Origin of the sequence: Crocosphaera chwakensis CCY0110, assembly GCF_000169335.1 — a bacterium.
Lineage (GTDB): Bacteria > Cyanobacteriota > Cyanobacteriia > Cyanobacteriales > Microcystaceae > Crocosphaera > Crocosphaera chwakensis.
On record NZ_AAXW01000015.1, the window covers coordinates 101298 to 117180 of the forward strand.

At 33.7% G+C, this 15883-nt stretch carries 8 protein-coding genes and 1 pseudogene; 4 read left to right on the forward strand and 5 right to left on the reverse strand.

The features are described from left to right. Positions 1-2 precede the first annotated feature (2 nt). From CY0110_RS11945 to CY0110_RS11955, 3 genes are all read right to left on the reverse strand, one after another. On the reverse strand, positions 3-1163 hold the full coding sequence (locus CY0110_RS11945) for an FkbM family methyltransferase (RefSeq protein ID WP_008275695.1): 1161 nt from the start codon (positions 1161-1163) through the stop codon (positions 3-5). Continuing rightward, positions 1160-4171 carry a glycosyltransferase gene (locus CY0110_RS11950; protein WP_008275696.1) on the reverse strand — a complete coding sequence of 1004 codons (3012 nt, stop codon included), beginning with the start codon at positions 4169-4171 and terminating at the stop codon, positions 1160-1162. Before CY0110_RS11950 ends, CY0110_RS11945 begins: the two co-directional genes overlap by 4 nt. Positions 4172-4523: 352 nt before the next feature. Further along, positions 4524-8114, reverse strand: coding sequence for a glycosyltransferase (locus CY0110_RS11955; RefSeq protein ID WP_008275698.1), 3591 nt, complete (start codon positions 8112-8114; stop codon positions 4524-4526). Between the two features lie 311 nt (positions 8115-8425). Between CY0110_RS11955 and CY0110_RS11960 the strand changes: the two genes are divergently transcribed. From CY0110_RS11960 to CY0110_RS11975, 4 genes are all read left to right on the forward strand, one after another. Further along, complete coding sequence (locus CY0110_RS11960) at positions 8426-9412, forward strand: glycosyltransferase family 2 protein (protein ID WP_008275699.1); 987 nt, start codon at positions 8426-8428, stop codon at positions 9410-9412. Positions 9413-9522: 110 nt separating this feature from the next. Beyond that, positions 9523-10116, forward strand: a complete 594-nt coding sequence (locus CY0110_RS11965) for a class I SAM-dependent methyltransferase (protein ID WP_198139150.1) — start codon at positions 9523-9525, stop codon at positions 10114-10116. 92 nt (positions 10117-10208) lie between these two features. After that, positions 10209-10985 (forward strand): class I SAM-dependent methyltransferase, encoded by a 777-nt coding sequence (locus CY0110_RS11970; RefSeq protein ID WP_008275701.1) that lies wholly within the window; start codon positions 10209-10211, stop codon positions 10983-10985. Between the two features lie 301 nt (positions 10986-11286). Then, positions 11287-12924, forward strand: a complete 1638-nt coding sequence (locus tag CY0110_RS11975) for a hypothetical protein (protein ID WP_157464570.1) — start codon at positions 11287-11289, stop codon at positions 12922-12924. Here the strand turns inward: CY0110_RS11975 and CY0110_RS27970 are convergent. Together CY0110_RS27970 and CY0110_RS11985 are read right to left on the reverse strand one after the other, a co-directional pair. After that, positions 12872-15067, reverse strand: a complete 2196-nt coding sequence (locus CY0110_RS27970; RefSeq protein WP_008275703.1) for a class I SAM-dependent methyltransferase — start codon at positions 15065-15067, stop codon at positions 12872-12874. The genes CY0110_RS11975 and CY0110_RS27970 overlap by 53 nt on opposite strands. A gap of 355 nt (positions 15068-15422) precedes the next feature. After that, positions 15423-15883: pseudogene (locus CY0110_RS11985) on the reverse strand (hypothetical protein); the annotation flags it as partial.

The following is a 15883-nucleotide window of genomic DNA, read 5'->3' on the forward strand; positions in this document are numbered from 1 at the left end:
TTTTAGAAATAAAGATTAGTATTTGCATTTTTAAAGTCTGTGATTTCAGTGACTTTTGCTCCTTGAACCGAGAGAGTATCATCGAAGGTTTCGTTAATAAAATCGAAATAAAGATCAATTTTTGCTGTTTCAGAAAGATGAATCACCCAATCACGATAACTAGAAGCGAGTAAATTACTGTAAGCATGATAACGAAAAATTGGTTGATTGCCTATTTTAACGCCACAGGTTAAGTCGTTATCGGTTCCTTTCGCTGTAAAAGCAACATCTATTAAATAACGTCCTTTATCCAAAATTAAGGGAGTTTTTAAGCCGATAGAACCGTTTTCCTTGCTTTGAAAAGCGTATGCGTCTAAAGTGGTAACTTCCTGAAAACCAAAAGGAGGATTATAAGACACTTGAGATAAACGTTTTTGATGAATATAAAGATTATTTCTTATCCCTACTCCTGGGGGATAATCTTTCGCATTTTCAACGGTTTGATAAGTATTCAAATCAATGGAAATATACCCTTTTTCGAGTAAGAAATCTAAGCAGCGAGTATCTTCTGGTTGCGTTTCTAAAATTAAATGAGGTTGAGCAGATTCGATGGTTTTAGCCATGCCTTTAATGGCATCAAATTCGGCTCCTTCAATATCCATTTTGACTAAATTAGGGACTAATTTTGTATGCTCAACAAAATCATCTAAAGCAATGGTTGAAACCTCATAACCTTGGGTTCCTGTGGATTGTTCTGCGTAAATACTATCGTTGAGATGACTTCCTAAATAAATAGGAACTTTACTGTAGGATTTGTAATAAACTGCAGCATGAAATAACTGCACATTACTACAACCACTGAGAACAATATTGCGCTGACATTTATCCACAATTCTAGGACTTGCTTCAAAAGAGCAAACCACCCCTTTTGGTCCTACCATACGGGACATAACGGTAGTTAAACCGCCGAAATTAGCCCCCACATCAAAAACCACATCCCCAGGACGACACAAGTCTCTCAAGGCTAATTGTACAGGGGGTTCCCAAAAGTTACCTTGATACCAAGGGGAAATACCATATAATCGAACGTCCTCAAGTTTTTGATTCAGTCCTAATTGTTGGTCAATTTCTGGGGCTAAGGCTTTACTGAGTTTGGCTTTGAACCATTCTTTCAGTTGTTTCATGATTCTGTTGTCTCCACTTTAGTTAACCATAAAAATGCGTGTTGTTCGTGGCGATTATCGTTAAAAATTCGATAGTCTGGTTTTAAACCTAAACTCTTTTGTTCATCCCAGGTCGTTAAATGCTCTTGTTGGATTTGTTGGGCTATATTGCGAGTTTGTAAGACTTTTTCTAACGGAGAGAATCGAGATAATTTAGGCATCCAATCTAAAGAACGATAAGCCTGTAATAAGGTTTCAATTCCTTTAAAATACTGTAATGCTTTTGATTGAGGATTGACTTCTTTTAGATACAGACTCAAATTATAAGCATATTCGAGATCACTACTGGTATGACCACAATAGGATTTACGATAGGCTAGGGAGAGGTAAATTAATTGTTCTAATTCCTCTGGGGTGCGATGAGCAAACGCATAACGAACACCCGCTAAAGTTCGATGAACATACCAAGCTCTCATATCCTCAATTTCAGCAGCCGGACTTTGGGTGGTTCTTTCGTCGGGATAATTCCAAAACACCCCTAGGGTTCGATCAATGACTTTACTTTTAATATGGGGTAACAGTCGACTCTTAAATTCTGTGTCCCCTGCGCCTCGAAACGTACCATCATAGTAACCAAAGCGATCGTGAATGGAACGACGATATAAGGCTCCAACCCAAGATAAATAACAGGTTTCTAGATAGACTAAATCTTGTTTATAGGGGGTACGATTGTAGGGCATAATATCGTTGACCCAATTACCTTTTTTATCGACGTTAGTGACTACACTATGGCCAATGACCCAATCAATATCTAGATTTTTATCTAACTCATTGGCTAAGGTTTCTAAGGCATCGGGTAAGATGGTTTCATCTACCCCCAGGAAAGATAAATAAGGGGATTTTGCCAAAGATATCCCTCGATTCCAGGCGGTTTGAATGGTTTCTCTGGCTTTTGAACGAACATATAAAATCGGTAAGTTTAACTGTGGAGCTAGTTGTTTAAATACTTCATATTCATCCCCAGGAGAACCACTATCGACTAAGATAATTTCCCCATCCCCTGAGTGCATCAAGGTTTGATGTTGTAGGGTTTTTAGGAATAGGGGTAATTTTTCGGCTGCATTGTATAAAGAAACAATGATGCTAACTCTATAATCCGAGCGATCGCGACGATCATCAAATATTTCGTAGTCCCATTCTTGGTTGTGTAAATTATCTTGTCGAGCTTTTTCGATGAAATCATAACACTTTTCTTCCCGTTGCCCTGTTTTACCATACATAGCATCGATTACTTCGACTTCACGAGTAAATCCTTTTTCTTGTAACACTCTCAGAACATAGGGAAGATCCCCAAAGCGATCGCCATCTAATAGTCTTAAACCCCGTAACTTGTAGGTAGCAGCGACTAATTCATTGCCTCGCAATTCTTCTAAACGGGCAATTTCTCGCCAAGCCCGCACCCGATCAATTCGGTAGCCATTTTTCAGTTTATCACGCAATCCTTGTTCTTCTTCTCCAAAAGCGGAAGCGAGTTTCCAAAATTGTTTAACTTTAGCTCCTAAATCTTTCTGATTTAATTCTGATGCTTTGAATGTGTTTTTATACTGCTCAAATAATTGAAATGATTTTATGGTCTGCGCGTTTTTGGCTTCTTCAAGGGGTTTTTTAAGTTGAGCTTTGGCTTGACCTAGGGTATTTTTTAATTGTTTATAAGTGGGTTTAAGTTGCTTTTTAACCTGAGTTTTTGCTGCTTTAACGCCAGGAATCTTTGAGATACTAAAACCAACCTGGCACGATTCCCAATAAGATATTAATTGCGTGTACCATTGGGCTAATTCTTCTTGAGTTTCTGTGTGAGCAACAGAAGAATTATTATAGATATCTTCTAACTTAGGATCTGTAACTTCTAAATTAGCTTTAGATAATTGATTGACTAATTCTTCTCGATAATCTTCATAGTTATCTAAAAGCTTTTGAATATTAGGAAGACTGGCATAAATATCATCAATATCAATGGTAATGAAAGGAACATTAGGAAAGTTTTCTTCTAGAAAACGACAAACACCGGCACCATTGCCAATAGCTGTGGGACAACCTGAAAATAGAGATTCTAAAGCAACTAAATTTAAAGTATCGTATCTTGAAGGAAGAAAAGTTAAGGATTTACTAGCAAATAATTCTGTTAATTCTTCCCGTTTCATGGGGGGACACATCGTCAAATTACTCTGACGATGCTGTATCATTTCTTGTAGATAAGCTTGAGAGGATTTCGTATTATCATAATTATAACTATGAGGCCCTATAATCTGAGCTTTGCTGTAGCTATTTTCAGGCAACCACCAAGCTAAATCAATAAAAATATCGGGGCCTTTGCGTTTTTCAGTTCTTCCTATAAAGTTCAGGGTAGCAGGTTGGTTCGAGGGTAAACATTGAGTTGGTCTAGGAAGGTCAAAAAAGTGAAGGGGATTATAATAATGACTGTCTAACGCTTCAATTTCCTCGCGCCATTCATCGAGATAACTTTTACTAATTCCGTAGCGAATATCAGCAGTTTCATACTGCATTTTTTCTTGTAAATCAAGAGGAATATTAGCTTTTCCCCAGTCAAACCAATCTAAACGGAGGGTTTTTGATATTTTCCCGTGCATTGAAAGGGCAATACGATTAAACTTAATGCCATATTGTTTTAAGGCCGGTCTTAAAAAGATACCCCATTGTTCGTAATCTGGTACATCAATAATATCAAATTGTTGATTTTGTGCTGAGACTGCAATATTACTGGCAAGAACAAAAGCTCTTTCCACCCATTTAGGAGGGGTTACTTCAAAAAAGTTTTTAAAATCAGTGATTAAAAATTGCTCTGTATAGGGAATAGCCGTTGCATTCTTTGGTCTGGGGGTATTTAATGGCTCTTTTTGAGCTATATAATAGAACTGAATTTGAGGATTTTTTTTAATGATACTGCGATAAAAGGTTTGACCACCGCCAACCTTACTAAATAAATCGAAATCAGCAATCAGGACTTTCATAGGATACTAATTAATCACTTTTTATTATAGTCGGGCCTTGCTTGACAGAATCAATTAATTCTTTTATTAAGGCTAATGATGGCATTCGTAAAATGTTAGGCACAACTAGAGAGTTTGTCAACTTATTTGGTCACGAGTCAGTAACTTTAATCTTTAACCTAGAATTAGTTTACGAGAACTAATATGGGATTATATAGCGTTTCTCGGACTCATAAGGGACACCTAACACCTGCCTTCTTTCTGCCTTCTGCCTCAAAGCGATCACTTTTGCACCTCATAAGTAGGGGAACTGCTGTAGGTTTTTTGTCTTAGAAAATACAATCTAATTTAAACATCAATGCTGTTGCTGACGTTAACTGATTTCTGGAAGTTCCCTAATGAGTTTATCCGATTTCTCAATTAGCTGTTGATACGAATAATATAGACGACGATAATCATAATTTTTGGCAAATTCTTGCGCATTTTTCTCTATATTTTCTCTTTTTTGACTATTTTTTAACCATTTAACAATTAAATGACCATAGTCATCTAGGCGATCGCAAATAATACATTGTTCCCCAGACGCTACAGGATAGCCTCGAAAGGCTATGGTTGTGCCTATAACCACTTTTCCATAAGCCATCGCTTCAACGGTTTTTAAAGAGGTTCCTGTACCAGATAGAATGGGCGATAGAATTAGGCTTGCTCTATCATATAACACTGAGAGTTCTTGATCGCTAACTTTCCCTAAAGCGAGAAAATTATTCTTCTCTTCAGGTTCCCAACAACTTCCTACAATAACAAACTGACAAGCTATATCAGAATAATCAATTAAAAAATCTTTGGCTATTTGTTGAATAATTTTTACAGCTTCTATATTAGGTTGATGTTGACTGCCAACAAATAAACAAAAAGGGCTAGTTATTTTGGGTAAATCAACTTCTAATGATAAGTCATTTGAGGTATCTTGCTCCAAATTAATAGGGTTAGGAATAATCGTTGGTGATAGTTGATATTGCTTTAAAAAAATTTGGTCAGTTTCAGAAACGCAAATAAGATAATCAGCTTTTTTTAGAGATTTAATTTCTTCTGATAAAGCAATTTTTCCTAGTAAACTATCTTGAGAAAGTTGTTGGGCTAAAATATCATGAGCTGTGATGATTAATCGAGTTTGATATTGATGACAAATATCTCCAACACTTAAAGCCCAAAAGGGATATTCTAAGATAACTGTATCTGCCCATCTTGCTAGTTTTTTAACCCAATTAATAAATCCTGAATCAAAGCGATATTGATAATATATCCAAGGTAACCAATGGTCTGATAATTCAGAATTCTCAAAAGTTTTATCATGTTGTTTACTATCAAAACTTAGAGCATCAAACCATGATTCATAGGCATCTTTATAAAGCTTATTAACTAAACAATAATCTTGGTAAGATTGTTCATAGTAAGTGTAATGTACGCCATCTTCTCTAAAATCTTTGTCATCTCCTGTGGTAAATAACCATACCTGATAAGCTTGTGATTTTAAATAATCAATGAGTAATCCAACCCGTTTACTTGCGCCACTTTTTCGCTCTAAAATATCTCCCCAAGGATATAAAATAGCTACTTTTTTACCTGTTCCTTTTAAGCGTATAGCTCGATCCTTGAGTAAAGATTCAAATACGTTATCCATGATTTGAAAATCATTACTTTGATCTGAATGTTTATCACAAGTAATAAGATAGCTTTCGGGCGTATTAATGGTTTCTTTGATTTTTTCAAGTTCATATTGATGACGAAAAATCAAGACATTACATTGATTTAATAGTTGATATTCTAATCGATATTCTTCTTGATCAATATCTCGATGATTATTGACAGCATATTGATAAGATACAATTTCAGGAACTTCACAAATTATTGAAGATTGTGTTATATTGAATCGATCAATAATACTGTAACTAACAATAGAATTCAGAAAAATAACATCAAATTGATTAGTTTGTAGTAATTGACTCAAATCTGATGGAATACTTAAATTATATCTTTCAATCAAATCTCTTTTGAAACTACTTTTATTATCTAAAACTTCTTTGATATATTCTTTACTATTAAAATCATAGGGAATCCTATCAGGTAAACCATAATCAACAATCCATCTTTGTTTCAAATTAACTGAAAATTCTTGAAAAAGTCGATTAATGATTGGATAGACTTGATGATAAAAAGGTTCGTAATTTTCTTTTTTTCGTTCTTGTTTATTAGTGAAAAACAATCCATAAACATGATAACCACACAGTCCTAAATATTCAAGATAGTTAAGAAATGAAGGATTGATAGTTTCTTGATCTAATAAAAAATCACTTTCTATTACTAAAAGAATTTTAGGCAGGAATTTCGATCTATTATCAATATGTATTTCCTCATTTATATCAATTTCTAATTTATTTTCTTCCACATAATTAACATAATTATGGTCTTTACTATCTAGTAAAGTTTCAACTAAACTATCAGGAGAATTTTGTTCAAGCCATCTTTTAGAGAATTTTCTAGCTGACTCTGAAAGTTGTTCTAAATTTTCGACAACTTCAATAACTTTTTGAGGTATTTCATCAAGATTTTCATAAAGACTTGCTCTTGATTTGTCTACTTGTTTTCCTACCCAACTATTTTGAGGAACAATAACAGGTTTTCCTGCTGCTAAAGCTTCGGTTAATACCCCTGAAGTTCGGAAGCGATAACTATTAGGATCATAAGGTAAAATTAAAGCATCTGCTTCTGATAAAAGTTGATAATAATCATCAGCAGACATCGCTGTTTTTACTAACTTTACTTTACTGTTTGGGTATCTTTCTAAAGCTAGACGAGCTTGGGGAATTAAACCTTGACCTCCTTCTATGTTAAAATTAGACTGAATGGTTACTTTAATTTGACCTGGTTGAATATAATCTGTCCATAAAGATTCTATAAGATTAGGTAAATAATGATAGCCTTTTTCTGGTCTTGCGTCCCCTAAATAAACAAGATGAAGGGGTTTGTCTGTGTCTCTTTTCTCTATTATTGGTTGTAATTTTTCTTGCCTAAAAGGAATAGGAATTTTGTATAATTTTACCTTAGTTAAACTATTGTAGCGTTGAATTAAATCATCAGTATCAGTATAAAACTGTATTTTATCTGGCCATAATTGAGAGTCATAACAGTTATCAAAAATTGCTTTTAATCCCATTCCTTCTGAATAAACCACTAAAGGATCATCAATATCTCGACGTAAGAGAATATGAAATCTAGGCATCTTTGATAAGTCGCTAGAAGTTAAATAATGGTAGACTTCTTCAACTTGCTGAATACCGATTGTATGAATGAATATTTCATCCTCTGAAGTTGGTTTGATGGCTTTTAAAACTTTAGATAAACTGTCTTTGAAGCTTTCGGTTTTTGGAGTTGATAGTTTAATTAATGCTTGATTTATTTTTTTGGAAAATACAGATAATATATATCGAACTAACCCCCAAATAATTTTAAAGATTCCCCATAAGGTATTAGAAAAAGGAATAGAACGTAATAATTCAATATCTTGTTGTATCCAATTAAGTAATCTTGCGGTACTTCCTTTTATTTTTTCTAAAAGCAATTTTAATTTAGGTTGGGTTAGTTCTAAATATTTAAAATAAAATTTAATTTTATGATTTATTTTTTCTGATGATTTTTCTAAAGGATGATTTTCTAGAAATTCAAAAAAATCTAATATATTATTTTTTTGTTTAGAAGACACTGGGTTATCAAACCAATCGACTTCAAAAGCTGGAATGACTTTAATATTGTCAGGATATAATGAGCTTGGAAAAGTTTTATTAGCAATAATTATCGGTTCATATCCTTGTCTGGAAGCTGCTTCAGCCACAGATAGACTACATTCGTAATGATGTCCTTGAAGATTACATAGCGAGTGATCAATAATAATAAATTTTTTTAGCATTTGATGTTCAAAATTTAATTAAACTAAGTAATATATCACCACTATTTTAAGAATTTAATTAAGTTTGAGTCAACTTATTTGGTGAATTTTTTGGATTATACTAAACTCGCCATGAAAATTTTCACGACCTGAAAATCACTACCCACAAAGTCATCTCTCCCGAAACAAATACTCTACAATGACAATGGTATAAAATTATTTCGGCATCCTTGACGATTATCATGTATCTATGATATACAAATTTTCTGTACCACTACTTAATCATCTTTTTGTTTAAGACGTGATTTTTTAGAGTTATTTTTAGTCAAACTATGATAGCTGTTGTTATTCCGTGTTTTCGCGTCTCTCGCCAGATACTGGGTGTCATTTCTGGAATTGGAGAGGAAATAGACAGAATCTATGTGGTAGACGATCATTGTCCAGAGTACAGTGGACAAGTAGTTAGAGACAATAGCATAGATCCAAGAGTTCAAGTCATCTTTTTGTCTTTCAACCAAGGAGTAGGTGGAGCGACCATAGCAGGTATCCAACAGGCAGTAATAGATGGAGCCTCAGTTATCGTAAAGATGGATGGAGATGGTCAGATGGAATCTGCCTTCATTCCTGCTTTAGTTAAACCTATTGTTCAAGGGGAAGCAGATTACACAAAAGGCAATCGCTTTTTCTATTTAGATGGTTTGCTCTCTATGCCTACCTTCCGACTTATTGGAAATGCTGGTTTATCATTCCTTTCAAAACTTTCTTCTGGTTATTGGAATATTTTTGATCCGACTAATGGGTTCTTTGCTATTGAAGGAAAAGTAGCTTCTGTAGTACCTTGGAGAAAAATTAACAAACGTTTTTTTTTCGAGAGCGATCTTCTGTTTCGGCTTAATATCATTCAAGCTAAAGTAATTGATATTCCGATGCCAGCGATCTATGAAGATGAAATAAGTAACCTTAATCCTTGGCGAGAATTGCCACGCTTTTTTACTGCCCATCTCCATAACTTTAGTAAGCGAATCTTTTATAATTACATCTTGCGCAACTTTAGTATTGCCTCCATTGAGTTACTATTGAGCCTACCATTGCTGATCTTTGGCATACTCTACGGATTGAGTCAATGGAGTATCTCCTTCCCCACAGCCAGTGCAGGTACTGTAATGCTTTCAGCACTACCTATCATCCTAGGTTTCCAGTTACTTCTGGCTTTCTTTAGCTATGATATGCAGTCCTTACCTCAATTTCCTTTACAGCAAAGACTCACTCAGCTAGAATCTCTGAAAGCCTATAATAAACACACTAAAACTCTTTTATAATCTTAAAGCAGAAAAATATGAAGCCTGATCCTGATTTTAACGCTTACCATCAACTTTTAGCGGAAAATTATGAAGATTTCAATTATGGTAAGTCCCTTTCAGCTTTCTTTATGCGTAAAAGCCACCAATTAATTGAAGCACCCTTTACTTCTAAAAACTATTTTGAACGTATCTTAGAAATAGGGGCAGGGTCTGGTCAACACCTAAGATATGTCAGACATCAATTCCGTGAGTACGTCATGACAGATCAAAGTACGGCTATGTTAGAACAGGCAAAAAGTAACTATCCAAGTTCTTTAAGAGAGCGAATTACAATTTGCAGTTCTGATGCTTACAAACTGAGATTTGACTCAGAGAGTTTTGACCGCCTGATTGCTACCCATGTGCTAGAACATCTCTACTATCCGCATCAAGTCCTACGAGAATGGGATAGAGTCGTGCGCTCAGGGGGGGTATTATCAATCGTTTTGCCCTGCGATCCTGGTTTATTGTGGCGCTTGGGTAGGATGTTAGGACCTCGGTCACAAGCGCACCAAAAGGGAATTTCTTATGACTACTGGATGGCGAGAGAACACGTCAACCCATTCAATAACCTGAAAGTTTTTATTGAGTATTATTTCGAGCGAGTAGAAACATTATGGTATCCTAGCCGCATTCCTTCAATGGATACCAATCTTTTTTATATTTGTAATGTTCACAAATAAATAATCGAATGTTGAAACCTTGTCCCATTTGCCATAGCTCCTTCAGGGGTACTAATAAGCCCTGGCTTTTCCGCTGTAGTCGTTGTGGTTTTTTGCAATCAACTCTTAAACCCAATATCCAAAATGAAATAGCTCGTGAGAGTATCAATGAAGCTAAACGCGAAACTGCCCTCAAACACCTAAGAATTGCTAATTTTGAACGGATCCTAGAGCGACTTGAAACTCTACTATCTCCTCTGAATCAAGACCTACTGGATGTGGGCTGCGCTCATGGTTGGTTTTTGCAATTAGCTGCTCAGAGGAATTTTACAGTTTTTGGCTTAGAACCCGATAAAGACATGAGTATTTTGGCAGCCTCACGGGGCCAGACTGTGTGGCATGGCTTTTTTCCTGAAGATATTCCTCAGGGCAAACAATTTGATGTCATTGTCTTTAATGATGTTTTTGAACATCTTCCTGATGTATCCGAAGCTATGAGTTCTTGTCAAAAACTTCTCAAAACTGGAGGTATTTTAGTCATCAACCTACCTTGCAGTAAAGGTATTTTCTATCAACTGGCGACTCTACTCGATATAATCGGATTCTCTGCGCCATTGGAGAGAATGTGGCAGAAGCAATTTGCTTCTCCCCATCTTGCCTATTTCACCCCCGCCCAATTATGTCAACTCGCTGGACAATTTGGCTTTACTGAGGTGCATCGTTCTTCCTTACCTTCCTTTGAAACTCAAGGACTTTGGGAACGATTGCGTTATGATCGCACAACCTCACTTTTTAGCTCAGCTATTATCTGGTTAAGTTTATTATTACTCAATCCTTTACTGCAAATTTTACCTTCTGATATCAGTTTACAAATGTTTCGCTTAGATTAAAAACAAATCAATGATAAATTTTTTAAATGAATACAGTATAGGTTTACTAGCTCCAATCGCTCTCTTACAAGTTTGCTTTCTTCCAGGCATAATTATCTTTTCAAGATGGCACTTTAGGGTGAATATCTTTCTCTATACATCTCTGATATTTGTACTCAGTTTAATCGCCAATTATATCTTGGTTTTATTATTAACAGCTTTTGGTATATTTCGACGAGACATTTATTTATTTCTTATCTTAGCAGAAATTGTCTATTTTTTTATTTGCTCCAATCTCATATTGGATAATCTTAAAAAAGTCTTGGCAGTTACACAAGAAGAATTAAGATTAATAATTCAACCTCATAAATACAAGATATATATATTGTTTATTGCTCTCATATTCGTTATATCTGGTACGCTCAGATTAGCTAACAGTTTTGAGCATCCAATCTGGGGATTCTTTCAGATTTTTTATGGTGTAGACCCAGTAATAAGTTGGAATCGTTGGGCAATAGATTGGTCAATGAATCAATTCCCTACTCTAACGTGGGAATATCCTCAATTATTACCCGCTAATTGGTCAATAACTTATCTAATTTTGGGGACTAATAAAATTGAGTTTGTTGCTAGATTCTTAATGAATCTATTTCCCTTATTTGGAGTTATTTCCTTTATAGGATCGAGCTTGGCAATGGCCAAATTAGAACTCCTATTTGGTGCAGCATTCTCAGCTTATTTATTAAAATCTTCTATTTGGACAGGAACTGGTTATGCAGATGTTCCTGTTTCTATTCTGGGTGCAATTTTATTTTCTTGTTACTTTAGCCTAGACCTTTTTCAAAAAAACACTATTTTAGAAGAAAGGAATAAAATAATACTTCTTGGGGTGATAGGAGGGGGGGCAATCGCAACCAAACAAACTGGAGCATTTATTTTTATTTCTTTAGTTGTAATTTTTTATTTAAAGATTTACAAAAGTAGTAAAGATACTATTGTAAAAGCTCTAATCTACTTGATCTTACCCGCCATTGTAATTGGTGGAATGTGGTATTTTTTTAAATACTTAATAATCAAAGATTTTTCATCTGTTGCGGTGCAGTTAGTTTCAGCTACATATCTGCATCCAGAACCTTTTATTCCTAAAAGAATGCTGACCGCATTTATTAGAGATTTTTCTTCTCCTTTGCTGATAACGTCAGTAGTTTTATCTTTGATTCCTCGGCGTGGAAAAATGAGATGCCTAAATCAAATGATGTGGTTTTATGTTATTCCTTGGTCTTTAATATGGTCAGCTTTTTATAGTTATGATAATAGAAATATAATGCCAATTTACAGTATTCTAGGATTAGCCGCAGGAACCAATTTATATTTTATCGTAGCGCAATTACTTGCTATAATTTCTAAAAAAACTAACAGGATATTAAGCTATGCTAATGTCAGCAGTTATTTTTTGATTAAGGTGAATAAAAGCCATGATTTTACGGTTAACATTATCACTAATATTTATAAAAAATTTAAGCAAAAATATTTGCTGGGTTTTCTTATTTTAGGTATTCTCATCTCTTTATATTTTAAAATCGGCCTTAGCCATACTAATGATTTCTATTTAAAGCAACAAGGACAAGCTAAATTATATCGAGGTAATTATGAATTAAATTTAAAACTCTTGGATTTTTTTGTAGCCAATAAAAGTCTTAATCAATCTGAAAAATTTATAGCAACAGATTATCAGTTCTTAGGTTATATTCCTGAGTTGGAAGATAAATATAGGTATTACGCTTTGTCTCACCCTAACCCAGTAACACAAAAAAGTAGCATGGAGTTGGCTATTCAAGATTCGGATGTTGGATATTTACTATTTAGCTATATGAAGTGTCCTATTAAAAACATCGACAACAGAAAAATTAGTTTTGTTTTCTCTTATAAAGATATATTTTGTTTTTATCAAAAAAATTAGTATCTGTAGAATTGGACTTCAGTCTGCGATTCTTAAGTTTAAACCAAAGCGATCGCAATTTCCAGAATTTACTGGTTTTCATCGCTTCGATTTCTTCTAACAATGTTTGAAGTTGTTTATCATATTCTTTAATTATATCTAGTTCAACCTCCTTTGGATGAGTGTTTTCTATAGGTTGTTGTTGATGTTCAAAAGATGAAGTTTCAGAAGGGGTAGAGGGCAAGTTGACAAGAGGAAACTCCAATAAGTTAGCAGTTCCATCTTCATCAATAACATAAAATACATTATTATTATTATGAATAAATTTCAAAACAGACAAGAATTTGTCTAAATTAGAAGCAATCACAATATCTACTAATATGTTTCCGTCTTTGAGTATATAGTTTCCATCATCTAGTGGATTGATCTCGTAAGTATCAACAATAAAACAATTAGGTAACCAACTATAAAATTTTATTTGTCCTTGAGGAATCACTAAGTTAAGTTTCATATTAAACTTTTTCAATCTATTGATTATCTTAATCCCTTGAGAAAAATCTGGAGAAATGAGTAAGTTAAGTTCCAAATAATCTTTAAAGATAGTTAAAGCTAATGTTTCAATACCAAAAAAAGATAATTCATCATCTTCTGAGGTAGCACCTTTTTGTTCGTTTGAAAAATCAATCTTTCTTACCCAGAAAATTTGTCCTTCTGTGAGACTATTATCGGTAATTAAAGTAATTTCTAGATAAAAAGCTTTTCCAATAAATATATTTGTACTTATTTCTTCAATTGAAATTTGCCAACTGTTCCAAACTCCCCTAATAACCTCTTTAGAATCAACCGAAATTCCATTAATTCTAATGTCTATTTTTGGACAATCAAAAGATGATAAATAAGGAACCAAACATTCAATATCAATAAATTGATTAGCTATTTTATCTCTACTAAAAAATAGCCTTCCTCTTTTATAGACACAACGCTGATTATTATTGTCTTCTTGGATTTTCCATCCATTCATTAATCTAAACTTTGGATAAGAAGGATCGCAAACTGACAGATTTAGATATTTCTGAGGTATATAATTAACAATCCAACTGATTGCTTTACTTTGTTCTACTAAATTTTCTCCATAAGTGTAGGGACGAAAAGCCTCTTCTATAACAGTTTTTTTCTCAATGTTAATTGATTTATTTTTTTTAACTAATAAATTGATGTCTCCACTTTTATCTGACAAAATAGTTTCAGATTCTTCTAATCCCCATAAATTAGGAAACTCTGATAAGTGATAGACATTCTTGGTTATAATTTGAACACTAATGTTGTCCTTAAACTCCTTTAAAATACAAGAAAAACTAGAAAACTTAGGAACTTGTTCATTAATTCCAGATAAAACTCCAACATGATTGTTAAAAATAATAGCTTCATCCAATTCTGTTTGATGATCCCCTCTAAAGGAATCTCCAATGGTAATTAAAAATCCACCAGGTTTTAAAACCCTTAACATCTCACGTATCGAAGTAGGAATATCTAATAAGTGATGTAAAGCTGCATTCGCTACAACAAAATCGAAGCTTTCATTTAAAAATGGTAAATTATCTGCGCTTCCCCCAACCCACTGAAATTCAGGAAATATTTGACTCCCTACTCTAGCTAAAACTGGGCTAAATTCCAAACAAGTAACTTCTGCCCCTGCTAAATAATATTGATAACCATCGTAACCAGTTCCAGCACCAATATCTAAAACTGTTTTATTCTTAAAATCCAAGTCAGAGGTTAAAGTTTTAAAAAGAATTTGCTCGTTATAACGATAATCAAACCAATCTGGTTTCCTTTCTAGTCCATGCTTTTTAAAAAAAACATCATCATCATCACTAAAAATATACTCATTAATCATTTTGATAATATTTTTTATGTCATCTTTTCTGTGTGTTTCGTCTTGACTATAGTTATTAATATTAGCAATAATTTCAAGTAGTGACAGACTATCTTCTTCTTTAAAAATCCCCAAATAGGGAACTCCCCATAAAATATCATAACCTTGACCACAACTTTGACAAGTAATTCCATTTGATATGGAGTGCTTATTATTTTTTGTATTCGATTTGAATTTTAACGACGGATGATGACAGTAAATACATTGGGTGTTTTGAAGATTTTTCATTGTTAAGTACCTAAAGTTAATTAATTGCACACTCTGATTTCTTATAATGCTTATATAATAAGGGTTTGAGTCTAGCCCAATGTGTAATTAATTTTGTGTACTCACTTATTACCTTAGTAATTACAGCAATTTGCAAGTTATTAAATTACAGTCTAAATGAATCATCTGTTTGCTGTTCCCTAACGCGATAACATTTTGTACCTTATCAAGTTGCAAACTGCTGTAGTTGTTTAAAGTATCGTATCTTATAGCAGTTGTTTGTGTGATAACCCAAAATTTCTTTTTTAACGAATAACATTATTGATAGATTTTTTGAGCATTTCCACAGACAGGAATAATTGAAATTTTCATAACTTTATTCAATAGCTAAACCGATATTTTTTTTAACTTTAAACCAGAGAAATCTTAATTTCCAGAATTTGCTAGTTTTCATAGCTTCCATTTCTTGCTTAAGTTCCTGTAAGGTATTTCCTTGGTTGATAACTAAAGCTTGAGATTCTTGCAATTTTGCTTTAACTGTTTCTAATTCATTTTTTAGTTGTTCATTGTTTTTTTGAGAAAATGATAATTGTTCTTCAAAATACAAGATAACATCTTGATATTTTAACAGTCTTTTTTTATCCCAATTATTACCTTTATAGACTTCAGCCGAATTATGAGCTTGCCAATATTCTCCCCTAGTTAATTTAATATCTTTAGTGGATAAACCATCGATAGCATAAGAGGCTATTGTTCTGGGATAGTAATACCAATTAATATCGTTATGTTGTAACAGCTTGAGATACCATTCAACGTCAGCAACTATCTTATAATTTT

Excerpts from the sequence above, each read along its gene's own strand:
- CY0110_RS11945 (WP_008275695.1), bottom strand. The coding sequence starts at position 1,163 with ATGAAACAACTGAAAGAATGGTTCAAAGCCAAACTCAGTAAAGCCTTA.
- CY0110_RS11950 (WP_008275696.1), bottom strand. The coding sequence starts at position 4,171 with ATGAAAGTCCTGATTGCTGATTTCGATTTATTTAGTAAGGTTGGCGGT.
- CY0110_RS11955 (WP_008275698.1), bottom strand. The coding sequence starts at position 8,114 with ATGCTAAAAAAATTTATTATTATTGATCACTCGCTATGTAATCTTCAA.
- CY0110_RS11960 (WP_008275699.1), top strand. The coding sequence starts at position 8,426 with ATGATAGCTGTTGTTATTCCGTGTTTTCGCGTCTCTCGCCAGATACTG.
- CY0110_RS11965 (WP_198139150.1), top strand. The coding sequence starts at position 9,523 with ATGCGTAAAAGCCACCAATTAATTGAAGCACCCTTTACTTCTAAAAAC.
- CY0110_RS27970 (WP_008275703.1), bottom strand. The coding sequence starts at position 15,067 with ATGAAAAATCTTCAAAACACCCAATGTATTTACTGTCATCATCCGTCG.